This window comes from Nocardioides panacisoli, assembly GCF_019448235.1.
GTDB lineage: Bacteria > Actinomycetota > Actinomycetes > Propionibacteriales > Nocardioidaceae > Nocardioides > Nocardioides panacisoli_A.
Map to the genome: position 1 here is coordinate 894,134 of NZ_CP080409.1, position 25,927 is coordinate 920,060.

At 70.9% G+C, this 25,927-nt stretch carries 23 protein-coding genes; 14 read left to right on the plus strand and 9 right to left on the minus strand.

Going from position 1 to position 25,927, the window contains the following annotated elements; translation table 11 throughout:
* Positions 1-1,164 carry a steroid 3-ketoacyl-CoA thiolase gene (locus KUV85_RS04390; RefSeq protein ID WP_219962006.1) on the minus strand — a complete coding sequence of 388 codons (1,164 nt, stop codon included), beginning with the start codon at positions 1,162-1,164 and terminating at the stop codon, positions 1-3.
* Between the two features lie 177 nt (positions 1,165-1,341).
* Here KUV85_RS04390 and KUV85_RS04395 point away from each other — a divergent pair, with 177 nt between their 5' ends.
* Positions 1,342-2,580, plus strand: coding sequence for a cytochrome P450 (locus tag KUV85_RS04395; protein WP_273543998.1), 1,239 nt, complete (start codon positions 1,342-1,344; stop codon positions 2,578-2,580).
* Between the two features lie 11 nt (positions 2,581-2,591).
* Here KUV85_RS04395 and map read toward each other — a convergent pair whose 3' ends face one another.
* On the minus strand, positions 2,592-3,362 hold the full coding sequence (gene map / locus KUV85_RS04400) for a type I methionyl aminopeptidase (RefSeq protein WP_219962007.1): 771 nt from the start codon (positions 3,360-3,362) through the stop codon (positions 2,592-2,594).
* A 116-nt stretch (positions 3,363-3,478) separates the two neighbouring features.
* Between map and KUV85_RS04405 the strand changes: the two genes are divergently transcribed.
* From KUV85_RS04405 to KUV85_RS04415, 3 genes are read left to right on the plus strand one after another with little or no spacing between them, the layout of a single operon-like run.
* Positions 3,479-4,501, plus strand: coding sequence for an extracellular solute-binding protein (locus KUV85_RS04405; RefSeq protein ID WP_219962008.1), 1,023 nt, complete (start codon positions 3,479-3,481; stop codon positions 4,499-4,501).
* On the plus strand, positions 4,498-6,033 hold the full coding sequence (locus tag KUV85_RS04410; protein ID WP_219962009.1) for an ABC transporter permease: 1,536 nt from the start codon (positions 4,498-4,500) through the stop codon (positions 6,031-6,033). Before KUV85_RS04405 ends, KUV85_RS04410 begins: the two co-directional genes overlap by 4 nt.
* Positions 6,030-7,112, plus strand: coding sequence for an ABC transporter ATP-binding protein (locus tag KUV85_RS04415; protein WP_219962010.1), 1,083 nt, complete (start codon positions 6,030-6,032; stop codon positions 7,110-7,112). Before KUV85_RS04410 ends, KUV85_RS04415 begins: the two co-directional genes overlap by 4 nt.
* Here the strand turns inward: KUV85_RS04415 and KUV85_RS04420 are convergent.
* From KUV85_RS04420 to KUV85_RS04430, 3 genes are read right to left on the minus strand one after another with little or no spacing between them, the layout of a single operon-like run.
* Entirely contained in the window at positions 7,064-8,227 is a 1,164-nt protein-coding gene (locus KUV85_RS04420) for a thiolase domain-containing protein (protein WP_219962011.1), read from the minus strand. The two genes, KUV85_RS04415 and KUV85_RS04420, sit on opposite strands and share 49 nt — an antisense overlap.
* Entirely contained in the window at positions 8,227-9,294 is a 1,068-nt protein-coding gene (locus tag KUV85_RS04425) for a thiolase domain-containing protein (RefSeq protein ID WP_219962012.1), read from the minus strand. Before KUV85_RS04425 ends, KUV85_RS04420 begins: the two co-directional genes overlap by 1 nt.
* Before the next feature lie 26 nt (positions 9,295-9,320).
* Positions 9,321-10,280 carry a Zn-ribbon domain-containing OB-fold protein gene (locus KUV85_RS04430; protein ID WP_219962013.1) on the minus strand — a complete coding sequence of 320 codons (960 nt, stop codon included), beginning with the start codon at positions 10,278-10,280 and terminating at the stop codon, positions 9,321-9,323.
* A 123-nt stretch (positions 10,281-10,403) separates the two neighbouring features.
* Between KUV85_RS04430 and KUV85_RS04435 the strand changes: the two genes are divergently transcribed.
* The 4 genes from KUV85_RS04435 to KUV85_RS04450 all read left to right on the plus strand — a co-directional run bounded on the left by KUV85_RS04435 (position 10,404) and on the right by KUV85_RS04450 (position 14,245).
* Positions 10,404-11,447, plus strand: coding sequence for an LLM class F420-dependent oxidoreductase (locus KUV85_RS04435; RefSeq protein ID WP_219962014.1), 1,044 nt, complete (start codon positions 10,404-10,406; stop codon positions 11,445-11,447).
* 64 nt (positions 11,448-11,511) lie between these two features.
* Entirely contained in the window at positions 11,512-11,898 is a 387-nt protein-coding gene (locus tag KUV85_RS04440; RefSeq protein WP_219962015.1) for a hypothetical protein, read from the plus strand.
* Between the two features lie 148 nt (positions 11,899-12,046).
* Positions 12,047-13,645: a fatty-acid--CoA ligase FadD8 gene (fadD8, locus tag KUV85_RS04445; protein ID WP_219962016.1), complete on the plus strand. Its 1,599-nt coding sequence runs from the start codon at positions 12,047-12,049 to the stop codon at positions 13,643-13,645.
* A 39-nt stretch (positions 13,646-13,684) separates the two neighbouring features.
* Positions 13,685-14,245 carry a cytochrome b gene (locus KUV85_RS04450; RefSeq protein WP_219962017.1) on the plus strand — a complete coding sequence of 187 codons (561 nt, stop codon included), beginning with the start codon at positions 13,685-13,687 and terminating at the stop codon, positions 14,243-14,245.
* On the opposite strand, the gene KUV85_RS04455 is transcribed toward KUV85_RS04450, so the two are convergent.
* On the minus strand, positions 14,232-15,050 hold the full coding sequence (locus KUV85_RS04455; protein WP_219962018.1) for a crotonase/enoyl-CoA hydratase family protein: 819 nt from the start codon (positions 15,048-15,050) through the stop codon (positions 14,232-14,234). The genes KUV85_RS04450 and KUV85_RS04455 overlap by 14 nt on opposite strands.
* Before the next feature lie 46 nt (positions 15,051-15,096).
* Between KUV85_RS04455 and KUV85_RS04460 the strand changes: the two genes are divergently transcribed.
* Genes KUV85_RS04460 through KUV85_RS04470 form a run of 3 tightly spaced genes read left to right on the plus strand, consistent with a single transcriptional unit; the run spans position 15,097 to position 19,379 of the window.
* Positions 15,097-16,746, plus strand: a complete 1,650-nt coding sequence (locus KUV85_RS04460; RefSeq protein ID WP_219962019.1) for an acyl-CoA synthetase — start codon at positions 15,097-15,099, stop codon at positions 16,744-16,746.
* A complete protein-coding gene (locus KUV85_RS04465) occupies positions 16,746-17,852 on the plus strand; it encodes an NAD(P)H-dependent flavin oxidoreductase (RefSeq protein ID WP_219962020.1) in 1,107 nt (368 codons plus the stop codon). Before KUV85_RS04460 ends, KUV85_RS04465 begins: the two co-directional genes overlap by 1 nt.
* A gap of 12 nt (positions 17,853-17,864) precedes the next feature.
* The gene (locus tag KUV85_RS04470) at positions 17,865-19,379 is read left to right on the plus strand and encodes an LVIVD repeat-containing protein (protein WP_219962021.1); all 1,515 of its coding nucleotides are present in this window, start codon (positions 17,865-17,867) and stop codon (positions 19,377-19,379) included.
* 15 nt (positions 19,380-19,394) lie between these two features.
* Here KUV85_RS04470 and KUV85_RS04475 read toward each other — a convergent pair whose 3' ends face one another.
* From KUV85_RS04475 to KUV85_RS04485, 3 genes are all read right to left on the minus strand, one after another.
* Positions 19,395-20,969 (minus strand): long-chain-fatty-acid--CoA ligase, encoded by a 1,575-nt coding sequence (locus KUV85_RS04475; protein WP_219962022.1) that lies wholly within the window; start codon positions 20,967-20,969, stop codon positions 19,395-19,397.
* Entirely contained in the window at positions 20,966-22,036 is a 1,071-nt protein-coding gene (locus tag KUV85_RS04480; RefSeq protein ID WP_219962023.1) for an acyl-CoA dehydrogenase family protein, read from the minus strand. Before KUV85_RS04480 ends, KUV85_RS04475 begins: the two co-directional genes overlap by 4 nt.
* 72 nt (positions 22,037-22,108) lie before the next feature.
* Positions 22,109-23,296, minus strand: coding sequence for an acyl-CoA dehydrogenase family protein (locus KUV85_RS04485; RefSeq protein ID WP_219962024.1), 1,188 nt, complete (start codon positions 23,294-23,296; stop codon positions 22,109-22,111).
* A 61-nt stretch (positions 23,297-23,357) separates the two neighbouring features.
* Between KUV85_RS04485 and KUV85_RS04490 the strand changes: the two genes are divergently transcribed.
* From KUV85_RS04490 to KUV85_RS04500, 3 genes are read left to right on the plus strand one after another with little or no spacing between them, the layout of a single operon-like run.
* Complete coding sequence (locus tag KUV85_RS04490; RefSeq protein WP_219962025.1) at positions 23,358-24,503, plus strand: Rieske 2Fe-2S domain-containing protein; 1,146 nt, start codon at positions 23,358-23,360, stop codon at positions 24,501-24,503.
* Positions 24,504-24,505: 2 nt separating this feature from the next.
* Complete coding sequence (locus KUV85_RS04495; RefSeq protein WP_219962026.1) at positions 24,506-24,802, plus strand: hypothetical protein; 297 nt, start codon at positions 24,506-24,508, stop codon at positions 24,800-24,802.
* Positions 24,803-24,836: 34 nt separating this feature from the next.
* Positions 24,837-25,919 (plus strand): ferredoxin--NADP reductase, encoded by a 1,083-nt coding sequence (locus KUV85_RS04500; RefSeq protein WP_219962027.1) that lies wholly within the window; start codon positions 24,837-24,839, stop codon positions 25,917-25,919.
* Positions 25,920-25,927 lie beyond the last annotated feature (8 nt).

A 25,927-nucleotide genomic window follows, 5' to 3' on the forward strand; every position in this document is an offset into this window, starting at 1 on the left:
CTACAGGCGCTCGAGGACCGTGCCCGTCGCCATGGCGCCGCCGGCGCACATCGACACCATGGCGGTGCTCGCGTCGCGTCGCTCGAGCTCGTGCAGCGCGGTGGTGATCAGCCGGACTCCCGTCGCGCCGACGGGGTGGCCCAGGGCGATCGCGCCGCCGTTGACGTTGACGCGGTCGAGGTCGACGCCGTGCTGGCCGGCCCACGACAGGACGACGGAGGCGAAGGCCTCGTTGACCTCGAAGATGTCGAAGTCGCCGATACCCATGCCGGTGCGGTCGAGGACGCGCTGCGTGGCGTCGATCGGGCCGTCGAGGTGGTAGTACGGATCGGCGCCCACCAGGGTGTGGAAGCTGATCCGGGCCCGAGGGGTGAGGCCGAGCGAGCGTGCCTTCTCCTCGTCCATGATGAGCGCCGCGGCGGCGCCGTCGCTGATCTGCGACGACGTGCCGGCGGTGTGCAACCCGTCGGGGAGGACCGGCGAGAGTCCGGCCAGCCCCTCGGCGGTGGTGTCGCGGAGTCCCTGGTCGGCCTCGACGGCGCGGACCTCGCCCGTGGGGTTGCCCTCGTCGTCGAGGACGGGTGCCTCCACAGGGGCGATCTCGCGCTTGAAGCGGCCCTCGTCCACCGCGGCGCGCGCCTTGGTCTGGGAGGCCAGGCCGAACTCCTCCAGATCGGTGCGGGTGAGACCGCGGTGGCGGGCGATGCGATCCGCGGCCTCGAACTGGTTGGGCATGTCGATGGTCCAGCTCTCCGGCCGCGGGTCACCCAGCCCGGGGGGCACGTTGCCCCCGAGCGGGATGCGGGTCATCGCCTCGACGCCGCACGCGACGCCGACATCGATCGTCCCGGCCGCCACCATGTCGTGCACCAGATGGGCTGCCTGCTGTCCGGAGCCACACTGGGCGTCGATGACGGTGCCCCCGGTGTGCTGGGGGAGACCGGCGTGCAGCCACGCGCGTCGCACCATGCCGTTGGACTGCTCACCGGCCTGGGTGACGCAGCCGCCGACCACCTGCTCCACCAGGTCGGGATCGAGGCCCGCGCGCCGCAGCACCTCGGCCTGGGTGAAGCCGAGCAACTCGGCCGGGTGGAGGCCCGCGAGCCAGCCCCTGCGCTTGCCCAGGGGAGTGCGGACGACGTCGACGATCACCGGAGTACCCATGGCAGCAAAGTAGAACAGGTTCTACGCAAGGGCAATGGCGAGACAGGGGGTGCGTGCTGTGACGCACGACACGGCCGGACGAAACACTTTCATGTTTCGTCGAGAGTCTGTAGTGTCGCGTTAGAACGTGTTCCAAGTCGGCCCGGCGGTTCCGGGCCGCGGCGAGAGGACCCCCGAGTGACCGCAGTGGACGCCGACGCACCCCTGGCCGGCTTCGACCCGTCCGACCCCGACATCCTCTTCGAGCGCATGCCGCACGAGGAGCTGCTGACCCTGCGTCGTACGGCGCCGGTCTCGTGGGTGGAGCAGGACGAGTCCGCCCGCGCCGGCTTCACCGACACCGGCTACTGGGCGGTGAGCAGGCACGCCGACGTCGCGGCGATCTCCAAGGACCAGACGAACTTCTCCACCTACGAGAACGGCGTCATCATCCGGTTCGCCCCCGACATGACGCGCGAGGAGCTGGAGCAGACCCGCTTCCTGCTGATCAACCACGACTCGCCCGAGCACACCAAGCTGCGCCGCATCATCTCGCGCGCCTTCACGCCGCGGGCGGTCGGCGGGCTCCACGACGCCCTCAAGCAGCGGGCCGAGACCATCGTCGACGCCGCCCTGGCCAAGGACGGTGGCAACTTCGTCACCGACATCGCCGCCGAGCTGCCGCTGCAGGCGATCGCGGACCTGCTCGGCGTGCCGCAGGAGGACCGCGGCAAGCTCTTCGAGTGGTCGAACCAGATGATGGCCTACGACGACCCCGACGTCGAGGGCGACCAGATGACGGCGTTCATGGAGATCCTCGCCTATTCCATGGCGATGGCCGACGACCGCCGTCGCAACCCGCAGGACGACATCATCACCAAGTTGGTGACCGCCGACGTCGACGGGGAGCACCTCACCGATGACGAGTTCGGGTTCTTCGTGATCCTGCTGGCCGTCGCCGGCAACGAGACCACCCGCAACGCCATCACCCACGGCATGCAGGCGTTCCTGGACCACCCCGAGCAGTGGGAGCTCTACAAGCGCGAGCGTCCTGACACCGCCGTCGACGAGATGATCCGCTGGGCCACCCCGGTGACGGTCTTCCAGCGCACCGCCCTCAACGACGTCGAGATCGGTGGCCAGGCGGTCAAGGCAGGCGACCGGGTCGGCCTCTTCTACGCGTCGGCGAACTACGACGAGGACGTCTTCGAGGACCCCTTCGCCTTCGACATCCAGCGCGACCCCAATCCGCACCAGGCCTTCGGTGGCCACGGTGCGCACTACTGCATCGGCGCCAACCTCGCCCGGCTCGAGGTGAAGCTGATCTTCGACGCGCTCGCCGACCGCGACGCCGACATCCGCCTCGCCGGGGACCCGGTCAAGCTGCGCTCGGGGTGGATCAACGGCGTGAAGGAGATGCCGGTCAGCTACGGGTGACGACGACCCGCTCAGGCCGCCCGGTCGGTGAGAACCAGCGGCCCGTCCTCGGTGATCGCGATCGTGTGCTCGACGTGCGCCCCGCGGGAGCCGTCGGCGGAGCGGATGGTCCAGCCGTCCTCGTCGAAGCGGATCTCGTCGGTGGTGTGGAGGAACCACGGCTCGATCGCGATGACCAGGCCGGGCCGGAGCTTGAGGCCCTTGCCCGCGCGGCCGTCGTTGGGGACGTGCGGGTCGCCGTGCATGGTGCGACCGACGCCGTGGCCACCGAACTGCAGGTTGACCCCGAGGCCCTCGTCGCGGGCGATCGACCCGATCGCGTGGGAGATGTCGCCGAGCCGGTTGCCGGGCTGGGCGGCCGCGATGCCGGCGTCGAGCGCGCGCTGGGCGACGTCGATGAGCCACACGTCCTTCGGGTCGGGCTCGCCGACGATCACCGACAGTGCGGAGTCCGACACCCAGCCGTCGACCGCCGCCGCGAAGTCGACCGAGAGCAGGTCGCCGTCCGCGAGCGTGTAGTCGTGGGGCAGGCCGTGGAGGACCGCATCGTTGACCGAGGTGCACAGCACCTTGCCGAACGGGGAGGCGCCGAAGGACGGGTGGTAGTCGATGTAGCAGGACTCCGCCCCGGCGTCCTTGATCATCTGGTGGGCCATCTCGTCGAGTTCGAGCAGGTTGACCCCCACGGCGGCCTTCTCGGCCAGGGCGGTGATCACCGAGGCGATGAACCGTCCCGCCGGACGCATTTCCTCGATCTGGGTGGGGGTGCGCAGCTCGATCATGGCCTCGAGCCTAGACGAGGGACCAGTGGCCGACACCGCCGCCCGACGCGCCCGAGGATTGGTTAGGCTCACCGAAGCACATCGGCCTGACGACCCACCACCACAGGAGAACACCCATGCGCCGCCTCACGACTCTCATGGCGGGCCTCGTGGCCACCGGCACGGTGCTCAGTGGCTGCGGATTCCTCGGCATCGGCGGCGAGGCCGACCTGCAGATCTACTCCGCGCGCCACTACGACCTGGAGAAGGCATTCGAGGCCTTCACCGAGGAGACCGGCGTCAGCGTGGAGTTCCTCGACGGCGACGACGCCGAACTGCTCGAGCGGCTCAAGGCGGAGGGCGAGGACTCCCCGGCCGACCTGTTCATCACCGTCGACGCCGGCATGCTGTGGAACGCCGGCGAGGAGGGCGTGCTCGACGAGGTCGACTCCGCGGTCCTCGACGAGGCGGTCCCGGCCGACCTGCGGGACTCCGGTGGCCGCTGGTTCGGGCTGGCGATGCGCGCCCGCACCGTGGTCTACGACCCCGACGCCGTCGACCCCACCGAGTTCGACGACAGCGACACCTACGCCGGGCTCACCGACGAGAAGTGGCAGGGCCGCCTCTGCCTGCGCACCGCCCAGTCGTCCTACACCCAGTCGCTGGTGGCGAGCCTGATCGACCTCCACGGCGAGGAGCGCACCCGCGAGATCGTCGAGGGCTGGCTCGCGAACGACGCCGAGATCAAGAGCAACGACGTCGAGCTGCTCGACGCGATCAACGACGGCGAGTGCGAGGTCGGCATCACCAACCACTACTACCTCGCCCGCCAGATCGAGGAGTACGGCGAGGACTACGACGTCGCGCTGCACTGGGCCAGCCAGGACGGTGACGGCACCCACGCCAACATCTCCGGCGCGGGCATCGTCGCCTCCAGCGACAACAAGACCGACGCCCGGGCGCTGCTGGAGTGGCTCGCCGACGACGGCCAGAGCGCGTTCGTCGACGCCAACCACGAGCTGCCGGTCAACCCCGAGGTGGAGCCGGAGCCGATCGCGGCCTCGTTCGGCCCGTTCGAGCGGATGCCGGTCGACGCCGAGGCCTACGGCGCGCTGAACGCCGACGCCGTGGACCTCCTGGCCGAAGCCGGCTACGAATGATCCGCACCGGGCGCGGCCGCTGGTCGCTCCTGGTGCTGGTGATCGCCGCGGTCGTCGCCAGCCCGGTGGCGGCGGTCGCCGTGCGCGCCGCGACCGCCGGGACGCCCGACCTTCCTCGCGGCGTGGGGACGATGACCCTCGGCACCGTCGTACTGCTGGTGGGCACCGCCGCCGGGTGCGCGGTGCTCGGCGTCGGCCTGGCGTGGCTGGTGAGCGCCCACGACTTCCCCTTCCGGCGCACGCTCGGCTGGATGCTGGTCCTGCCGCTGGCGGTGCCGGCGTACATCCTCGGCTTCGTCTACCGCGCCAGCCTCGACTTCGACGGGATGCTCGGCGCGATCACGGTGATGACGTTGGCGCTCTATCCCTACGTCTACCTGATGGCGCGCGTGGCGTTCCTCGAGACCGGCCCCGCGGCATATGACGCCGCCCGCACGCTGGGCGCCGGACGTGCCCGCGCCTTCCGCGCCGTGCTCCTGCCCCTGGCGCGGCCGTCGGTCGCCGCGGGACTGGCGCTGGTGATGATGGAGACGCTGACCGACTTCGCCACGGTGCAGTACTTCGGGGTCCAGACCCTCTCGGTCGGTGTCTACCTCACCTGGAAGGGCAGCTACGACGTCGCCTCGGCGGTCTCGCTGGCCGTGCTGGTGCTCTTCGCCGCCGTGGCCGTCCTCGCCCTCGAGCGGGTGCTGCGTGGCGGGGCGCGGTTCCACCAGCGCAGTGGACGGGGACGCGGGCTCGCGCGGCGTGAGCTGCGTGGCCGATCCGCGCTGGCCGCCACAGCGGTCGCAGCGGCGGTCGCGATCGCCGGCTTCGGGTTCCCGGTGCTCCGACTCGTGGGCTGGGCGGTTGCGGGCGCCGGCGACGAACGCTTCGACGTGCTGGACTCGCGGTTCTTCGACTACCTCGCCAACAGCGTCACCATCGCGGTCATCGCCGCCGTGGTCTGCGTGGGGATCTCGCTCGCGATGACCCACACCCTCCGTCTCGGTGCAGGTCCGCTGGTGCGGGGTGCCACCCAGCTCACGACCTTCGGGTACGCCGTCCCCGGGGCCGTGGTCGGCATCGGCGTCCTCGCGCTGTCCCAGCCCATCGGCGGCACGGTCGCGACCGGCTCGGTGCTGGGCATCCTCTTCGCCCACGCGATCCGTTTCACGGCGCCGGCCTACCAGGCTGTCGACGCCAGTTTCCAACGCATCTCGCCCCACGTGACCCAGTCGGCCCTGACGCTGGGCGCGCGCCCCTCGCGCGTCCTCGCACGGATCCACCTGCCGATGGTGCGGCCCGGTGTCGCCGCCGCCCTGACCCTCGTGCTCGTCGACGCGATCAAGGAGCTCCCGCTCGTGCTGTTGCTGCGTCCGTTCGGTTTCTCCACCCTGTCGGTGTGGGTCTACCAGCTGGCCTCGGAGAACTTCTGGGAGCAGGCAGCACTGCCGGCGCTGGTGATCGTCGCGGTGGCGGCCGTCCCCGTCGCGATGCTGCTGCGGACGTCCCGGCCAGCCGAGCTCGCGGCCCCGGTGGGTGCCCGATGAGCGCCGCACTGTCCCTGAGCGGCGTCGACAAGCACTACGGCGACACTCACGCCGTGCGGTCCCTCGACCTGGCCGTGGAGCCGGGCGAGATCGTGACGGTCGTGGGGGAGTCCGGGTGCGGCAAGTCCACCCTGCTGCGGCTGGTCGCCGGGCTCGAGGCGCCCGATGCCGGCAGCGTGGCGATCGACGAGCGGGTCGTCGCCGATGCCCGGACCATGGTGCCGCCCGAGCGGCGCCGGGTCGGGATGGTCTTCCAGGACCACGCGCTCTTCCCGCACCTGGACGTCGCCGCGAACATCGGCTTCGGGCTGCGCCACCTCCCCGCCACCGACCGCGCCGCGCGGATCGCCGAGGTGCTCGACATCGTGGGCCTGGCCCACGTGGCGGCCCGGCACCCGCACCAGCTCTCCGGGGGCGAGCAGCAGCGGGTCGCCCTCGCGCGCGCCCTGGCCCCCGCCCCGGCGGCGGTGCTGCTGGACGAGCCGTTCTCGAGCCTGGACGAGAACCTGCGGGCGCGGGTGCGCGTCGACACCCTCGACATCATGCGCCGCACCGGGAGCGCCGCCCTCGTCGTCACCCACGACCAGGACGAGGCGCTGATGCTGGGGGACCGGGTCGCCGTGCTGCGGTCGGGTCGCCTGGAGCAGGTCGACACCCCGGCACAGGTCTTCGAGCACCCCGCCAACCGGTACGTCGCCACCTTCATGGGCGACGCCGACTTCCTCCCCGGCCGGCGCGCGGGCGCCGTCGTCGAGACCGAGGTCGGCCCGGTCGCCGCCGACGACACTGCGGATCCCGGCGCCGACGCCGAGGTGGACGTCATGCTCCGGCCCCACCAGGTCATGGTCAGCCCGGACCCGGGCGGCGAGGCCCGCGTCGCCCGGGTGGAGTACCACGGCGCCTACACGCTGCACGAGTTGCGGCTGCCGTCGGGGCGGCACGTGCGCTCCCGCCAACCCGGCGCGACGCTCGAGGTCGGCGCAGCCGTCCGGGTCGGCATCGTGCCCGAGGCTCGCCCCGCCGTCGTACCTCAGCTGGTCGGCTTGTCCGACCCCACCACCCACATCGCGAAGAACTGAGACCCGCCGCCGTAGGCGTGGCCCAGGGCGCGGCGTACGCCGTCCACCTGGTGCTCGCCGGCAGCGCCCCGCGCCTGCAGTGCGGCCTCGCCGAAGCGGAGCATGCCTGATGCCCCGATCGGGTTGGAGGAGAGCACGCCGCCGGAGGCGTTGAGCGGGATCCGGCCGTCCATCGCCGTCGCCCCGGCCTCGGTGAGCTTCCAGCCCTCGCCCTCGGCGGCGAACCCGAGGTTCTCCAGCCACATCGGCTCGAACCAGGAGAACGGCACGTAGACCTCGGCGGCGTCGATCTCGGCCAGCGGGTCGGTGATGCCGGCCTGCTGCCACAGTGCGGCGGCGGCCTCACGCCCGGCCTGGGGGTTGACCTGGTCACGCTCGGCTGCACTGGTGGGCTCCGAGCGCATCACGGTGCCGTGGATCCAGGCCGGGTCGGGTGAGGCGGCGGCGACGTCCTCGTCCGCGATGACGAGCGCGCACGCGCCGTCGGAGGACGGGCAGGTCTCGTCGTAGCGGATCGGGTCCCACAGCATCGTGGAGGCCAGCACCGACTCCACGGTGGTGCCCTCGTTCTGCAGGTGCGCGTAGGGGTTCTTGAGGGCATTGGTGCGGTCCTTGGCCGCGACCATCGCGCCGATGTGGTCCGGCGCACCCGAGCGGCGGATGTAGGACCGCACGTGCGGCGCGAAGTAGCCACCGGCGCCGGCGTGCACCGGCATCACGAACGGCACCGGCACCGAGAGCGCCCACATCGCGTTGGACTCCGACTGCTTCTCGAAGGCCACGGTGAGCACCTTGCGGTGCACCCCGGACTGCACCAGCGAGGACGCCACGATCGCGGTCGAACCGCCGACCGAGCCCGCGGTGTGGACCCGCAGCAGGGGCTTGCCGACCGCGCCGAGCGCCTCGGCGAGGTAGAGCTCGGGCATCATCACGCCCTCGAAGAGGTCGGGGGCCTTGCCGACGACGATCGCGTCGACCTCGTCCAGCGTCATGCCGGCATCGGCCAGGGCGCGGTCCATGGCCTCGCGGCACAGGCCCGCCATCGACACGTCCTTGCGTTCGGCGCGGTGATGGGTCTGGCCGACCCCGATCACGGCTGCAGGTTGCTTGCCCATCAACGTCCTCCGCTCGTCGCGCTGTCCATGACGCACACCAGGTTCTGCTGGAGCGCCGGTCCGCTGGTGGCGTGCCCCAGCACCCTGTCGGCCGTGCCGTCCCACACGCGACGGGCGGCCTCGCCGATGCGGATGGCGCCCCCGGTGAACATCGGGTTGCCGGCCAACGGACCGCCCGACGGGTTGATCCGGGTGTCCCCGGCCAGGCCCAGTGCATCGCGCAGCAGCAGCTCCTGGTGGCTGAACGGCGCGTGGAGCTCGGCGACCTCGACGCCGCCGAGCCCGCCCACGGCCGCGGCCGCGCGTTCGGCCGAGCCCGACCGGGTGAGGTCGCGCGTGCCGAGCTGGAGGCCGTCGGTGTTGTGGGCGATGCCGCTGATCCAGGCGGGCCGGTCACGCACCTCGCGTGCCCGGTCGTCGGCCGCGAGCACGATGGCGGCGGCCCCGTCGGTCACCGGTGCACAGTCGTGCTTGCGCAACGGGTCGGCGTACAGCGGCCGCGCGAGCAGGTCCTCGATCGAGGAGCCGCCGGACCGGACGGCGTACTCGTTCTTCTCCGCGTCGGTCAGCGAACGGTTGACGACCTCGGCCATCGCGGCCTCGTCCCACCTGCCCGCGTCGATCCCGAGGCGCGCCTGCAGCCCGGCCAGCGACACGGTGTCGGGCCACAGCGGCGTCATCGTGTACGGGTCGAGCTGGAGTGCGAGAGTGCGCCGGAGCTGGCCGGCCGAGGACTTGCCGAAGCCGAAGACGATCGCGGTGTCGACCTCGCCCATCTGGATCTTCAGCCACGCCTCGTAGAGGGCCCACGCCGCGTCCATCTCGACGTGCGACTCGTTGACCGGCGGCAGCACGCCGATCGAGTCGATGGCCGAGACGAAGGAGAAGGAGCGGCCGGCGAGGTAGTCCGAGGAACCCGAGCACCAGAAGCCGACGTCCTTGCGGGTCCAGCCGGTCTGCTCGTAGCACTCGGCGAAGATGGGGACGAGCAGCTCCACGCAGGTGGGCGACCCGTCGAAGTCGGTCATCTGTCGTTGGGCGAACCCGACGACGGCAACGTCTCTCATGTCTCTCCTCAGCGGTGAGCCGCGGCTCAGAGGTGGTGGCGGTAGGTCTCGTAGTCGGCGTCGGGCTCGTCGGCCGGCGCGAAGTGGCTGATGTTCTCCACCGAGGTGGTCCACTCCTCGCGCGGCTTCCACACCGCGGTCACGCGCATGCCCATGCGGACCTCCTCCGCCGGGATGTCGAGGATGAGGTGTTGCAGCGCGATGTCCGCGCCGTCGAGGAGGATGTACGCCGACACGTACGGCGGGTCGATCTGCTGGCCCAGGAAGGGCACGTTGACGATGCAGAAGGTCGTGACCGTGCCGGTGTGGGCCAGCTCCACCTCCTCCTCGGTGGGGATGCCGTCCACCGGGCAGGCGCTGCGGGGCGGCACGTAGACCTTGGTGCACTGGGGACACCGCTGGCCGACGATGCGGCCCTCGGCGAGCCCGCGGAAGAAGGCCGACTCCTCCGGTGACGCCGCGTAGGAGTAGTCGAGGCTGACCGGGGTGATGATGCCGGTCAGGTCCTCCTCGAGCGAGTCGGCCGGCGTCGGGGACGGCCCTGCGTCCGCGGACTCGGGCTCGAACCAGGCGAGGTCGTTGATGCCGCCGGTGGGTTCCTCGGCCCACCGGGCCCGCACCCGCATGCCGGTCGCCATCGCCTCGGGCGAGTCGACCGCCACGGCGTGGAGCAGCGGGGTGTCGGCGCCGTCGAGCGTGACCAGGGCGAAGGCGAAGGGGCGGTCCAACGGCTGGCCCTTGACCGGCTCGCTGACCCAGGTCCACGAGGTGACCGTGCCGCTCTCGCCGACGTCGGCGAACTCGGTCACGGGCTCGTGCGTCGTGGGGTCGAACTCGGGGGGCGGCACGGCGACCCGGCCGTCGGCGAGCACCCCGCCCACGACGCGGCGGTCGTGGAGGCCGGTGAGGAAGCGACCGAGGACCGGTCCGGTGGAACGGGTGTAGTCGAAGGCCACCGTGACCGGTGCCTGCAGCGTGCGACTCATGGCCAAAGTGAAACATGTTCTAATCTTTGTGAGCAAGGTTCGTCCACTAGCGTGTTGCGCGGATCACGTCGCGGGTCACGGCCGTGGCGACCGTCGCCGGACGGAGACGACGAAGGGAACGCGATGAAGCTCGGCCTGCAACTGGGGTACTGGGGTGCACAGCCGCCGGAAGGTGTCGGGGAACTGGTCGCGGCCGCCGAGGAGGCCGGCTTCGACGCCCTCTTCACTGCCGAGGCCTGGGGGAGTGACGCCTTCTCGCCGCTGGCCTGGTGGGGGCGCGAGACGTCCCGGATGCGGCTCGGCACCTCGATCGTGCAGATGTCGGGGCGCAGTCCCGCGTCGATCGCGATGCACGTGCTGACGCTGGACCACCTCAGTGGTGGACGGGTCGTCCTGGGCATGGGCGTGAGTGGTCCGCAGGTGGTCGAGGGGTGGTACGGACAGCCCTTCGCCAAGCCGCTGGCCCGCACCCGCGAGGTCGTGTCCATCGTGCGCCAGGTGCTCGCCCGCGAGGCGCCGGTGACCAACGACGGGCCGCACTACCCCCTGCCGTTCCACGGCGAGGGGGCCGTGGGCCTGGGCAAGCCGCTGAAGCCGATCGTGCACCCGTTGCGGGCCGACGTCCCGATCTGGCTCGGTGCGGAGGGACCCAAGAACGTCGCCCAGACCGCCGAGATCGCCGACGGCTGGATCCCGATCTTCTACACGCCCAAGAGTGCGGGCATGTACCAGCCGTGGCTCGACGAGGGCTTCGCCCGGCCGGGTGCCCGGCGTACGCGCGACGACTTCGAGATCGCCGCCACCTGCCACCTGCAGGTGGTCGCCGACGAGGAGGAGAAGCGTGCCGTCACCGACGGCATGAAGCCCTACGTCTCGCTCTACATGGGCGGCATGGGCGCCAAGGAGCAGAACTTCCACAAGCAGGTCTTCGAACGCATGGGGTACGCCGAGCTGGCCGACCGGGTGCAGCAGCTCTACCTCGACGGCCACAAGGAGGAGGCCACCGCGCTGATCCCCGACGAGCTCGTGCACGACCTCCACATCATCGGCACCGAGGGCGAGGTCAAGGAGAAGGTCGCGCAGTGGGAGGAGACCGGTGTCACGACGCTGCTGCTGAGCTGCCGCAGCGTCGCCGAGGTGCGTCAGGTGGCGGCGCTGCTCGCCTGAGCCCGTCCCTGTGCGGTGAGCACTGGTGGTCGGCCGTCGGTGCCGGCGCGTAGCGTGCGGTGGCATGAGGCGGACACCTCACGAGAACGTCGCCACGGTCCTGGTGGAGCCGGGGACGCTCGCTGACCTCGAGCTGGCGTTGATGGAGCTCGACCTGCGGGTGTGGCCGATCCGCAGTGCGCCCAACGTGGTCGACGGGCCCCGCACGGCGTTCCAGGTGCGGCGCCGGCTCGTGATGGCCCAGCGCGGCGCGTGGGACCTCGCGGAGGACTGGGTGCCGGTCTGGGTCACCTTCGGCGACAGTTGGCGCGAGGGTGCCGAGCCGCTGCCGTGGCGGGCGCACGACGCGCTGTGGTCGGCACTGGCGGCGTACGCCGACCACGTGCGCTTCCACCGCCGGCTCGGTGGGGTCCGGCCCCTGCTGCGCGTCCCACTGGAGGCCGACCACTGACGGTCTCGGCCGTTGAGCCGCCTTGCTAGGAACTAGAACGCGTTCTATGTTTCGACTAGCCCGTTCGTTCCTCACGGGCAGCTCAACAACCGTGTTTCGACTAGCCCGTTCGTTCCTCACGGGCAGCTCAACAACCCGGAAGGCCACCATGGACCAGACCCTGCGCCTCGGCACGCACAACGGACACCTCATGGTCGCCGCCCTGAAGCGGCACCGCGAACGGCCGATCATCCACCTCGGCGACGTGACCCTCACCGGTGGCGAGGTCGCCGCGCGGATCAGTCAGTACGTCCAGGCGTTCGAGTCCCTCGGCGCCGGCACGGACGCCGCCGCTGCGCTGCTCGCGCCCAACCGCCCCGAGGTCCTCTTCATCCTCGGCGCCGGGCAGACGCAGGGATTCCAGCGGACCTCGCTGCACCCGCTGGGGTCGGCCGACGATCACGCCTACGTGATCAACGACGCCGGCATCACCACCCTGGTGGTGGACCCGGTGTTCACCGAGCGGGCGGTCGAGCTGCGGGAGAAGTGCCCCGACCTGAAGCAGGTGCTGACGATCGGGCCGGTCCCCGAGGCGCTGGCCGACGCGGGCACCGACCTGATCGAGGTCGCCGCCGGGTTCGAGCCGCAGCCGCTCGCGGCCCGACTGCTGCCGCCGGACCACGTCGTCTCGATCACCTACACCGGCGGGACCACCGGCCAGCCCAAGGGCGTGATCGGCACGGCGCAGGCCATGAACACCATGACCCAGGTGCAGTTGGCCGAGTGGGAGTGGCCCGAGTCGCCGCGGTTCCTGATGTGCACGCCGCTGTCCCACGCGGGCGCCGCCTTCTTCGTGCCCGTGGTCATCAAGGGCGGCACGCTGTTCGTCACCGCGAAGTTCGATCCCGCCGAGGTGCTGGCCACCATCGAGCGCGAGCGCATCACCTCGCTCATGGTGGTGCCGACGATGCTCTACGCCCTGATGGACCACCCCGACAGCCGCACGCGCGACCTGTCCTCGCTCGAGACCGTCTACTACGGCGCCTCGGCGATCAACCCGGTGCGACTGAAGGAGGCGATCGAGCGGTTCGGCCCGATCTTCGCCCAGTACTACGGCCAGTCCGAGGCGCCGATGGTCATCACCTACTTCCCCAAGGGGGACCACGTGGACGCCGACGGCCGCCCGATGGAGTCGCGGCTGACCTCGTGCGGCCGGCCGGCGGCGTTCGTCCGGACCGCCCTGCTGGGCGAGGACGGTGAGCCGGTGGCGCCGGGGGAGCCCGGCGAGATCTGTGTCGCCGGGCCGCTGCTCGCCGGTGGCTACTGGAAGAAGCCCGAGGAGACCGCGGACACGTTCCGTGCGGACTGGATGCACACCGGCGACGTCGCGCGGGAGGACGAGGACGGCTTCTGGTACATCGTCGACCGGACCAAGGACATGATCGTCACCGGCGGCTTCAACGTCTTCCCCCGCGAGGTCGAGGACGTCGTCGCAGAGCATCCGGCAGTCGCCCAGGTCGGCGTGATCGGTACGCCGCACGAGAAGTTCGGTGAGGCGGTCACGGCGATCGTCGTCGCGCGGGAGGGGCACGACCTCACCGACGAGGTCGTGGCCGAGATCCAGCAGATGGTCAAGGACCGCAAGGGTGCCGTCCAGGCGCCCAAGCAGGTGATCGCTGCCGACAGCCTGCCGCTCACCGCCCTGGGCAAGCCGGACAAGAAGGCGTTGCGCGCGCGGTACTGGGACGGTGAGCGCTCGGTCGGCTGAAGCGCCGACGTCGCGGGCGTGGCCGGGTCACAATGACCCATGCGGTGGCGCAACGGTGAGCACGGCTACGGCGCGGTGACCAAGGCGCTCCACTGGGGCACCGTGGCACTCCTCGTGGCCCAGTTCGCGGTCGGCTACGCGATGGATGCCGACGACGGCGGTCGGGGGCGCGGCCGGGGCCGCGGGCGCGGGGAGGAGTCCGGCCGTGGTCGGGGACGGGGTGGCGACGAGGCGTCGTACGACCTCCTCGACGCGCCGTTCGGGCTGGTCGAGCTCCATCTCGCGCTCGCGGGCGCCATCCTCGTCGTCGCGCTGGCACGGGTGGTCTGGCGCCGCGCCACCCCGCTGCCGCCGTGGTCACCTCGGCTGGGGGAGCGGGACCGGCGCCTGCTCGGTGCGGTCGAGCGAGCGCTGCTCGTCCTGTTGTTCGTCATCCCGGCGACCGGCGTCGCACTCGTGCTGGGTGGGGACGACCTGCTGTGGCTGCACGTCGGCGCGCACGTGGCCTTCTTCCTCGCCCTCGCGGTCCACGTCGGCCTCGTCGTACGCCGCCGCGTGACCGGACGAATGCTGCCCGGCGCCCCGCTCAGCGGCCGGTGAACACCGGCTGTCGCTTCTCCACGAAGGCCCGGGGACCCTCCTTGGCGTCCTCGGAGGCGAAGACGGCCGCGCCGACGCGGGCGTCGTCGGCCCAGCAGTCGTCCTCGTGCCTGCCCTCGGAGTCGCGGATGGTCCGCAGGATCGCCTGGACGGCGAGCGGGCCGTTGGCAGCGATCGTGGCCGCGATGTCGCGGGCCTTCGCCAGCGCCTCGCCGTCGGGCACGACGTGACCGATGAGGCCGAGTTCCCTGGCCTCGGGAGCCTTCACGTGGCGGCCGGTGAGGAGGATGTCGGCCGCGACGGTGTAGGGGATCTGGCGCGGAAGTCGCACGGCCGAGCCGCCCATCGGGTAGAGGCTCCAGCGGGCCTCGGAGACGCCGAACTTCGCCGACTCCCCGGCGACGCGGATGTCGGTGCCCTGCAGGATCTCGGTGCCGCCGGCGATGGCCGGCCCCTCGACCGCCGCGATGAGCGGCTTGGTGAGCCGGAACCCCTTCAGCAGCCCCTTGATCACCGACGGGTCGTACTCGCCGGACTCGAAGCTCTCCGAGGGCGCCTTGCGCGACATCGACTTCAGGTCGGCGCCGGCGCAGAAGGCGCCGCCCGCACCGGTGAGGATGCACACGCGGATCTCGGGATCCGTGTTCACCCGGTCCCAGGCGTCCTCCATGGTGGCCAGCATCTCGCCGGACAGGGCGTTCTTCACCTCGGGACGGTTCATCGTGACGATCAGCGTGTGGCCGTCCTGCTCCACCAGGCAGTGGGGCGCGGTCGCGGTGTCGGCGGACTGGTCGGGGGTCGTCATACGAACCACCCTAGCGAGAAAGTGAAACGTGTTCTAGTCTCGTCCCGTGGCACTCAACATCGCTGATCTCTTCGAGCACGCCGTCGACGCCAACCCGGACAACCGGGCCCTGTTGGTGAGCGGGCGCTACGTCTCCTACGGCGAGCTGGAGGCCTGGTCCAACCAGCTGGCCCACCACTTCGCCGCGCAGGGGATCGGCGTGGGCGACCACGTCGGTCTCTACGCCAAGAACAGCATCGAACACGTGGTCGCGCTGCTGGCGATCCTCAAGGTCCGTGCGGTCGCGATCAACGTCAACTTCCGCTACGTCGCAGGCGAGCTGGACTACCTCTTCGACAACGCGGACCTGGTCGGGCTGGTCCACGACAGTGCCTACGCCGACCTCGTGGCCGAGGTCGCCCCCAAGCACGAGCGGCTGTCGACCTTCGTCGTCCTGCCCGACCCGCTCGAGCCCGACGCCGCCCTCGACCCCGCCGTGCTCGCGCAGTACGGCGGCGTGCTGCTCGCCGACGCGATGGCGGCCCAGGGCACCGAACGCGACTTCGGGGACCGCAGTGCCGACGACATCCACATCATCTACACCGGCGGCACGACCGGGTTCCCCAAGGGCGTGATGTGGCGCCACGAGGACTTCTGGCGCGTGCTCGGCGGCGGCATCGACTTCATGACCGGCGAGCCGCTGAGCGAGTACGACCAGTCCGAACAGGCGAAGCAGGAGGGGCGGATGGTCACCTTCCCGCTCAGCCCGCTGATGCACGGCGGCGCCCAGGCGTCGCTGCTGATGCACCTCTTCGCCGGCCACCTCACGATCCTCGAGCCCCGCTTCGACGCGGTCCGGACGTGGGAGCTCGTCGACGAGCAGCAGGCGCAGATGATGTTCATGACCGGCGACGCGATGGCGCGTCCACTGATCGAGGCCTACGAGGCGGGTGACTTCAGCGGCCAGAGCCTGTTCGCGATCGCCAGCAGCGCCGCCGTCTTCAGCCCGTCACTGAAGCAGCGGTGGATGGAGCGGTTCCCCAACGCGATCTTCACCGATTCCGTCGGCTCCACCGAGACCGGCTTCCAGGGCACCGGCCTGCAGGACAAGAACGACCTCAGCACCGACGGTCCCGTCATCTCCATCGGGCCCGCGACCGTGATCATCGGCGACGACGGCCGCGTGCTGGACCCGGCGACCGACGTCGGCCAGGTGGGACGCACCGCGCGGGGCGGCAACGTGCCCGTCGGCTACTACAAGGATCCCGAGAAGTCGGCGAAGACCTTCGTCGAGATCGACGGGACCCGTTACTCCATCCCCGGGGACTACGCGCGGATCGAGACCGACAACCGCATCACGCTGCTCGGCCGTGGGTCGAACTGCGTCAACACCGGCGGCGAGAAGGTCTACCCCGAGGAGGTGGAGATGGCGATCAAGTCCCACCCCGACGTGTACGACGTCCTCGTCGTCGGGCTGCCCGACGAGAAGTGGGGCCAGGCCGTCACTGCCGTGGTGCAGCCGGCCGAGGGGTGCACCGTGGAGCTCGAGGCCCTGCGGACCTACCTGCGCAACCACCTCTCGGGCTACAAGCTGCCCCGGGCGCTGACGCTGGTCGAGGAGATCCCCCGCAACGCCACCGGCAAGGCGCAGTACCCCCGGGCCAAGGAGCTGGCCCTGGCCGACCGTGACCAGAAGACCGAGAAGGCAGGAGCCTGATGCGTACCCCCCTGTGCGATGCGTTCGGCATCGACCACCCCATCTTCGCGTTCACCCCCTCCGAGCACGTCGCGGCGGAGGTCTCGCGCGCGGGCGGTCTCGGCGTGCTCGGCTGCGTGCGCTTCAACGACACCGAGGAGCTCGAGCAGACCCTCACCTGGATGGACGAGAACACCGACGGCAAGCCGTACGGCGTCGACGTGGTCATGCCGATGAAGGTCCCCGACGAGGTCAAGGACATGGACCTGTCGACGATGATCCCGGAGGAGCACGTCACCTTCGTCGAGCAGACACTGCAGAAGCTCGGCATCCCGCCCCTGCCGGAGGGCGAGGGACGTGAGGGAGTACTGGGGTGGCTGCACTCGGTCGCGCGCTCCCACGTCGACGTCGCGCTCCAGCACCGCCCCGTCCTCATCGCCAACGCGCTGGGCTCACCGCCGGTCGACGTCATCGAACAGGCCCACGCCCACGGGGTGAAGGTGGCAGCGCTCGCCGGTGCCTCCAAGCACGCGTTGAGCCACGTCGCCAACGGCGTCGACATCATCATCGCCCAGGGCTACGAGGCCGGTGGCCACACCGGTGAGGTCGCCAGCATGGTGCTCCAGCCCGACATCGTCGACGCCGTCGGTCCGGACGTGCCGGTCCTCGGGGCCGGCGGCATCGGGTCGGGCCGCCAGATCGCCGCCTCCCTCGCGCTGGGCTCCCAGGGCGTGTGGACCGGCTCCATCTGGCTCTCCACCACCGAGTACCAGCAGCTCAACAGCCACGCCGGGTGGACGGAGGCGTTCACCAGTGCCACGTCGAGCGACACCCGACGCACGCGGATCTACACCGGCAAGCCGGCCCGGCTGCTGAAGACGAAGTGGACCGACGCCTGGGACGAGGCCGATGCCCCCGACGCCCTGCCGATGCCGTTGCAGAACCTCCTCGTCGCCGACGCCCACAACCGGATCAACGCCGCGGGCGATCCCGAGGTGGTGTCCATGCCGGTCGGTCAGGTCGTCGGGCGGATGAACGAGGTGAAGCCCGTCCGCCAGGTCATGGCCGAGCTGATCGCCGACTTCGAGGAGACCGTCAAGCGTCTGGACGGGGTCGCGGGACTCTGAGATCGTCGAGCCGTGCTCCCGACCGCGCGTGATCGCGCTGCCCGAACGTCCACGCGTCGTCGCGCGACCTGGCGACACCTCACTGTCGCGCTCGTCGCTGCGGGGGCCGTCGGCTCCGCGGCGTACGCCGCCGCCGGCGACCCGCCGCCACCCCCGGAGGCGACTCCCGCGGCGGACTGCGGCCCCGGTTCCCGTCCCGAGACCTCGATCCAGGGGCGCGTGCCGAAGGCCGACTACGCCTCGGGGCGCGCTGCTCGGGGCTACACCTGCAACACCGAGCAGACCGCGCAACAGGGCTCCTCCGGTGGCTTCAAGACCCTGCGCTACACCGACCAGCAGGGCAACACCTGCGCCTACTACGACTCCACGCTCCTGGTGCCCCGCGACGTCGTGAGCAACCTGCTCCGCGGCGACGGGCTGGGGGTGGTCGTGCTGGACATGAACGACCCGGCCGCGCCGCGTCGTACGGCCAACCTGACGACGCCGGCGATGCTGAGCCCGCACGAGTCGCTGCTGCTCAACGAGGAGCGGGGACTCCTCGTGGCGGTGATGGGCACGCTCGCCACCGCGCCCGGCGTCCTCGACGTCTACGACATCAGCGGGGACTGCCGGAAGCCACGCCTGATGTCCACCACCCTCTCGGCGCGGTTCGGCCACGAGAGCGGACTGTCGCCCGACGGGCGCACCTTCTGGTCCGCGGGCGCCGCGAGCACCACGATGACCGCGGTCGACCTCACCGACCCCCGTCGCCCGCGGACCCTCCTCGACCACAACGGCGTCGTCCACCACGGGCTGCGGTTCTCCGACGACGGCCGGACGATGTACGTCGCCAACATCGGCTCGCCCAACGGCACCGACGTCCTGGCCGACCCCGGGCTGCGCATCTACGACGTCTCCGAGGTCCACGACCGCGAGCCCGACCCCGAGATCCACCTGCTCTCCGAGCTGACCTGGCCCGAGGCGTCCATCCCGCAGAGTGCCGAGCCCTTCACCTCCGGCGGTCGGCAGTACGTCCTCGAGGTCGACGAGTTCAGCGACCTCTTCGGCGACGGTCGTCGATTCTTCGCCCGCAACGCCCCGGTGGGAGCGGCGCGCATCATCGACGTCGAGGACCCCCGGCGTCCCGAGGTCGTCTCCCACCTCAGGCTGTCGGTGCACCAACCCGAGCACCGCACCGACGCGCAGTTCGCGGACCCCGGTGCGACGTTCCCGGCCCAGGGGTACGCCGCGCACTACTGCTCGCTGCCGACGCGGGACGAGCCGCGGATCGCGGGCTGCTCGATGATCCTCTCCGGACTGCGGCTCTTCGACATCAGCGACGTCGAGAACCCCCGCGAGGTCGGCTACTTCAACCAGCCCAGCGTGGCGCGTGACAAGCCGTTCGTGCTGCTCCCGCCGGCGGTCGGTGGTTACGCGATGTCGCGGCCGGCGTGGGACGCCGACAACGACGCCGTCTGGTACACCGACGTCAACAGCGGGTTCTACAACGTCCGCCTCACCGGCGCGGCCGCCGAGCTGCTCCCGTGAGCGCGCGACGCTGCGTCAGCGCACGGCGTACGACGTGCCGCGCTCGGCGCGCTCCCACCGCGTGCCGTCGTGCCCGGTCCCGGCGGCGGCGAGCTCGCGCTTGAGCACCTTGTTGGTGGCGGTGCGGGGGAGCGCCTCCAGCAGTCGTACGTGCCGCGGCCACGCCTTGATGGCCAGGTCGTCCTGGGCGCCGAGGAAGGACTCGAACTCCTCCGGCGTCAGCGCGCCGGCGGTGGTCATCGCTGCCACGACCTGGTCGCCGACGTCCGGGTCCGGCACGGCGTAGACCGCTGCCTCGGCGATGGCCGGGTGGCGCAGCAGGATCCGCTCGATCGGGGCCGTGGCGAGGTTCTCGCCGTCGACGCGGAGCCAGTCGCCCGAGCGGCCGGCGAAGTAGACCCATCCGTCGCGGTCCCGGTAGGCGAGGTCGCCGGACCAGTACCTGCCACCGCGCATCCGCTCGGCCTCGGCTGCGGGATCGTTGTAGTAGCCGGCGAACGCGCCCGCACCGTGCGTGTTGACCAGTTCGCCGATCGCCGCCTCGGGGTTGGCCAAGCGGCCGTCGTCGTCGAACACGGCATCGGCGGTGCGCTCGGCGGTCGCCGGGTCGAGCACATCGACGCCCTCCAGGGGCATGCCCAGGGAGCCGGCCGGCATGTCCGGGCGCCGTTGCACGATGACGGCGTTCTCGGTGGAGGAGTAGGAGTCGACCACGGTGCACCCGAACCGGTCGCCGAAGCCGGCGATGTCGCGCTCGTTCGCCTCGTTGCCGAACACCACCCGCAGCGGGTTGTCGGCGTCGTCGGCGCGCTGTGGCGTGGCCATCACGTAGGTCAACGGCTTCCCGACGTAGTTGGCGTAGGTCGCGCCGTGGCGTCGTACGTCCTCGAGGAAGCCGGATGCGGAGAACCGCCGCGCCAGCGCGATGCCGGTCCCACTCGCCAGCGCCGGGGCCCAGCCGGCCATGACCGCATTGGAGTGGAACAGCGGCATCGACAGGTAGGCCACGTCGTCGGGGCCGAGCCCGAACCGTTCAGCCAGCAGTCGGCCGGGTCCGGCGACCTTCTCGTGGGTGACCCGCACCGCCTTGGGCGCCCCGGAGGTCCCGGAGGTGAAGATCAGCATCAGCAGGTCGTCGGGCGCGGCGGCAGCTGATGGGATGTCCGTGTCGTGGCGCGCCAGCAACGCCGACCACGATGTGCCGGTGACGTCCCACACCGGCACGGGCAGGTCCTCCGGCAGGAGGCCCGCGTGGCGTGGCTCGGTCAGCACCAGCGCCACGTCGGTGCGGGCGACGTCCTCGGCGAGCGCGCTGCCGCGTCGCGTCGGGTTGAGCCCGACGACGACGATGTCCTCCAGCGCAGCGGCACCGAGCAGGAAGCAGAACTCGGGCAGGTTGTCGAGGAGCACGCCGACGTGCCGCGGTCCCTCGGCCGGGAGCTGGGAGCCGAGGGTGGCCGCCCACCGCGCCGACTCCGCCACCACCTCGTGCCAGGTCCAGGTCCGGTCCTCGAACGACAGCCCGGTGCGGTGGTCGGCCGCCCGCGCGAGCAGCAGGTCACGGACGGTGCCGGCGTCCGTGCCGGTCACGTCGCGGCCAGGTCGCGACCCACGCGCAGTGCCTGCTCGGTCGCCCCGCCCAGGGTGAACTCGAAGCGCTTGGCGGCGGTGAAGTAGCGGTGGGCCTCGCCGTCCAGGTCGATGCCGACGCCGCCGTGGACGTGGGTGGTGGTGTGGGCGAGGCGGTGCCCGGCGTCGGCGGCCCAGTACTTCGCCACCGCCACCTCGGTCGCCGCGTCGAGGCCCTCGCTGACGCGCCAGATCGCCTGCCACAACGTCAGCCGCTGGGCGAGGACGTCGATGTAACCGTCGGCCAGGCGGTGCGCGACCGCCTGGAACGTGCCGATCGGGCGCTTGAACTGCTCCCGCTCCTGGGCGTACGCCGCCGTCAACCGGAGCGCTCCCTCGGTGACGCCCAGCTGCTCGGCGGCGGCGCAGACGACCAGCAGCTGCTCCAGGCGTCGGGAAGTCGCGGCGTCCCCGACCGGCGTGGCCGGCGCGTCGGTGAAACGCACCAGTGCAGTCGCGTCCCCGTCACTGGTGCGCTGTGCCTCCCGGGTCACGCCCTCGGCGTCGGCGGCGACCAGGTGGACGCCGACCCGGTCACCGGTCACGGCGGTCACGAGGAACGCGTCGGCCGTCGTGCCCGCCCGGACGAGTGTCTTCGTGCCGGTGAGGCGTCCGTCCTCGGCGGTCACCGTCGGCCGCTCGGGCAGGTGCGCGTGGGGTTCGGCCACGGCTGCCGTCAGGACCTTGGTGCCGGCCGCAGCCGCGGTCACCAGGGCGCCGTGGTCGCCGCTCTCGGCCAGCACGAGTGCCGCGGGGGCGTGGACGGCCAGGGGGACCGGCGCCACGCGGCGCCCCACCTCGACCAGCACCCGGCCGAGCTCGATGACGCCGAGCCCGGCGCCGCCGTACGCCTCGGGGAGCGCGAGCGAGAGCAGGCCCGCGTCGCCGAGCTCGCGCCACAGGTCCCGGTCGAACCTGTCGCCGGCGGCCTCGACGGCCTTCATGTGGTCATTCGTCGCGCGGTCGCCAAGGATCTCGGCGGCGAGCGCGGCGGCCTCGTCCTGCTCGGTGGTGAAACGGAAGTCCATCGGTGTGCCTTTCGGTGTCGTGGTCGCGACGCGGACTCGCTGGCTCGCCCGGCTCGACCGGCAGGGGGAGGGTCAGCGCTTCGCAGCCGGCAGGCCGAGACCGACGTAGCCGATGATGTCGCGCTGGATCTCGTTGGTGCCGCCGCCGAAGGTCATGACCAACGACGAGCGGTGGTAGCGCTCGAGCCGGCCCGCCAGGGCGGCGCCGGGGGAGTCGCCGGACACCGTGGCGTGCGGGCCCACGATCTCCATGAGACTGCGGTAGACCTCGGTGGCGAGCTCGGAGCCGTAGATCTTGGTGGCCGAGGCCTCGGCCGGGGAGAGGTCGACGCCGTGGTCGGCGTCGGACGCGAGCTTCCAGTTGATCAGCGACAGCGCCTCGACCCTGGCGTGCGCGCGGCCGAGCGCGATCTGCACCCATTCGGTGTCGATGACGCGCGCGCCGTCGGGGTTGCGGGTGGTGGCCGCCCAGTCGCGGACCTGCTGCAGGGAGTGCACCAGGGGGGCGGCGGAGGTCAGGGCGACGCGCTCGTGGTTGAGCTGGTTGGTCATCAGCGGCCACCCGCCGCCCCGCTCACTGATCAGGTTGCCGGCCGGGACCCGCACGTCCTCGTAGTAGGTCGCGCTGGTGCCGACGCCGGCGACGGTGTGGACCGGCGTGTACGAGACGCCCGGGGCGTCGGCCGGCACCAGGATCATCGAGAGTCCCTTGTGGCGGGGCGCGTCGGGCTCGGTGCGGCAGGCGAGCCAGATCCAGTCGGCGTACTGGATCAGCGAGGTCCACATCTTCTGGCCGTTGATCACCCACTCGTCGCCTTCCAGCGTCGCCCTCGTCTGCAGCGACGCGAGGTCGGTGCCGGAGCCGGGCTCGGAGTAGCCGATGGAGAAGTGCAGCTCGCCGGCGAGGATCTTGGGCAGGAAGTACTCCTTCTGCTCCGGCGTGCCGAAGCGCATGATCGTGGGACCCACCGTGTTGAGCGTCAGGTAGGGGATCGGCACGCCGGCCACGGCGGCGACGTCGGTGAAGATCAGCTGCTCGATCATCGAGCGGTTCTGGCCGCCGTACTCCTCGGGCCACCCGATGCCCAGCCAGCCGTCCTTGCCGACCTGGCGGATCACGTCCTTGTAGACGCCGGCCTCGCCGAACTCGCCGGTGGCGGCCGCGAGTCCGGCGCGCACCTCGGGGGTGACGAGATCGTCGAAGTACGCGCGGAGCTCCTCCCGGAGCGCGTGGTGGTGGGGTTCGAGCGTGACGTGCATGACGGCGACTCCTGGGGTGGCTGCCTTGTGTGGTCCCGGCGAAAACTATAACGTGTTCTACATGAGTGGCGTTCGCATGTTGGATCAGGGCACCGCCCCGGAGCGGTATGCCCGCGGCTGGCACTGCCTGGGACTGGCCGACTCCTTCCGGGACGGCAAGCCCCACGCGGTCGAGGGCTTCGGCACCAAGCTCGTGGTGTGGGCGGACTCCCACGGCGAGCTGAACGTGCTCGACGGCTACTGCCGCCACATGGGCGGCGACCTCACCCAGGGCGAGGTGAAGGGCGACGAGATCGCCTGCCCGTTCCACGACTGGCGCTGGGGTGGTGACGGCAAGTGCAAGCAGATCCCCTACGCCCGTCGGGTCCCGCTGCGTGCCCGCACCCAGCGCTACGAGACCGCGATCGTCAACGACCAGCTGCTGGTCTGGCACGACGTGGAGGGGTCCAAGGCTGACCACGACATCCTGCCGCCGCAGCTGCCGGGCCTCGAGGAAGGCCTCTACACCGACTGGGTGTGGGTGCCCGAGCACATCGAGGGGTCACACTGCCGCGAGCTGATCGACAACGTCGTCGACATGGCCCACTTCTACTACGTGCACTTCGCCTTCCCGACCGACTTCCGCAACGTCTTCGAGGGCACCGAGGCGACCCAGTTCATGGAGTCGAAGGGACGCCCGGACAAGGCCGGTGGGTACGGCTCCGACGAGCTCTTCCTCAAGTCCGAGGCCACCTACTACGGGCCGTCGTACATGATCAACTGGCTCGACGTGGACTACAAGGGCTTCGAGACCGAGGTCATCCTGATCAACTGCCACGTGCCGACCGGGCCCAACTCGTTCCTGCTCCAGTACGGCATCACGGTGAAGAAGCCCGAGGGCCTGGACGACAAGACCGCCGACTTCATCGCCACCAAGTACGCCGAGATGTTCGGTGACGGCTTCCTGCAGGACGTGGCGATCTGGAAGAACAAGGTCCCCGTGCAGAACCCGCTGCTGTGCGAGGAGGACGGCCCCGTCTACCAGCTCCGGCGGTGGTACGAGCAGTTCTACGTCGACGCCGCCGACGTCACCGCGGAGATGACCGATCGCTTCGAGTTCGAGGTCGACACCGACAAGGCCAACGAGTACTGGCAGGCCGAGGTCGCCGACAACCTCAAGCGCATGGCCGAGGACGAGGTGGCTGCGCCGGAGACGGCCGACGCCTAGTCATGCCGTCCTTCGTGCCGACCTCCGAGGAGACGCTGGAGGACCAGCGCCTCTACACCAGCGCCCGACTGGTCGAGGTCGCGTGCCTGGACTGCCTGGCCCGGGTGGGCGTGAAGAAGAACAGTGACCACCACACCTCCATCCAGTGGAGCAGCAGTGCCGTCGAGCAGTGCCCGGAGTTCCAGCGCCGCTCGTCCAGCGGTCGGGCAGGACACCGGGCGTGCCCGCGGATGACGGCTAGCATCGAGGCCGCCGTCGAGGACGGCACCGTCCCGGTCGGTGCCGAGGACGGCTACTGATCCGCTCGACCAGCCCTAGCAAGAGAGAAGAACCGTGGACATCGAGTCCTTCGTGCTGACCGTCGCCGACGTCGTCGAGGAGACCGGCGACGCCAAGTCGATCACGTTCGAACGGCCCGCTGAGGGCGGCGAGCGGTTCGACTTCAAGCCGGGCCAGTTCCTCACCCTGGCCGTCCCGAGCGACCGTACGGGGCTGGCCGCGCGGTGCTACTCGTTGTCGTCGAGCCCCGACGCCGAGCACCTCACCGTCACCGTCAAGCGGACGGTGGAGGGGTACGCCTCGAACTGGGTCAACGACAACCTGCGCCCCGGGGACACCATCCGCGTGCTGCCGCCGAGCGGCATCTTCACCCCTGACGAGCTCGACGACGACCTGCTGCTCCTCGCCGGTGGCAGCGGCGTCACGCCGATCATGTCCATCACCCGCGCCGCCCTCGCGCGGGGCACCGGCCGGATCGTGGTCTTCTACGCCAACCGGGACGAGTCCTCGGTGATCTTCGCCGACGAGCTCGCCCGGCTCGCCATGGAGCACCCGGACCGCCTCACCGTCATCCACTGGCTGGAGTCGGTGCAGGGCCTGCCGTCCCAGGAGCAGCTCACCGCCTTCGCCCGTGGGTACGCCGGCTTCAACGCGTTCGTGTGCGGCCCCAAGCCCTTCATGAAGATGGCGACGGCTGCCCTGAAGGAGCTGGAGTTCCCCCGCGAGCGGCGTCACCAGGAGAAGTTCGTCTCCCTGGGTGGCAACCCGTTCGGCGACGTGGTCGAGGTCCAGCAGGCGAACGACGAGATCGATGCCGCCGAGCACGACGAGGACGACCCGGGGGAGTCCGGCCCGACCGGCCCGGTCAAGGTCGAGGTCGAGCTCGACGGCACCGAGTACACCTTCGACGACTGGGACCCACGCACCAAGCTGCTGGAGTTCCTGGAGTCCAAGGGCGTCGACGCGCCGTTCTCCTGCCGGGAGGGCGAGTGCTCGGCGTGCGCCATCCGGGTCATCGAGGGTGACGTGCGGATGCTGCACAACGACGTGCTCGACGAGGAGGACCTCGAGGACGGCATCCGGCTGGGCTGCCAGGCGCTGCCGGTCACCGACACGCTCAAGATCTCCTACTCCTGAGGCAACCG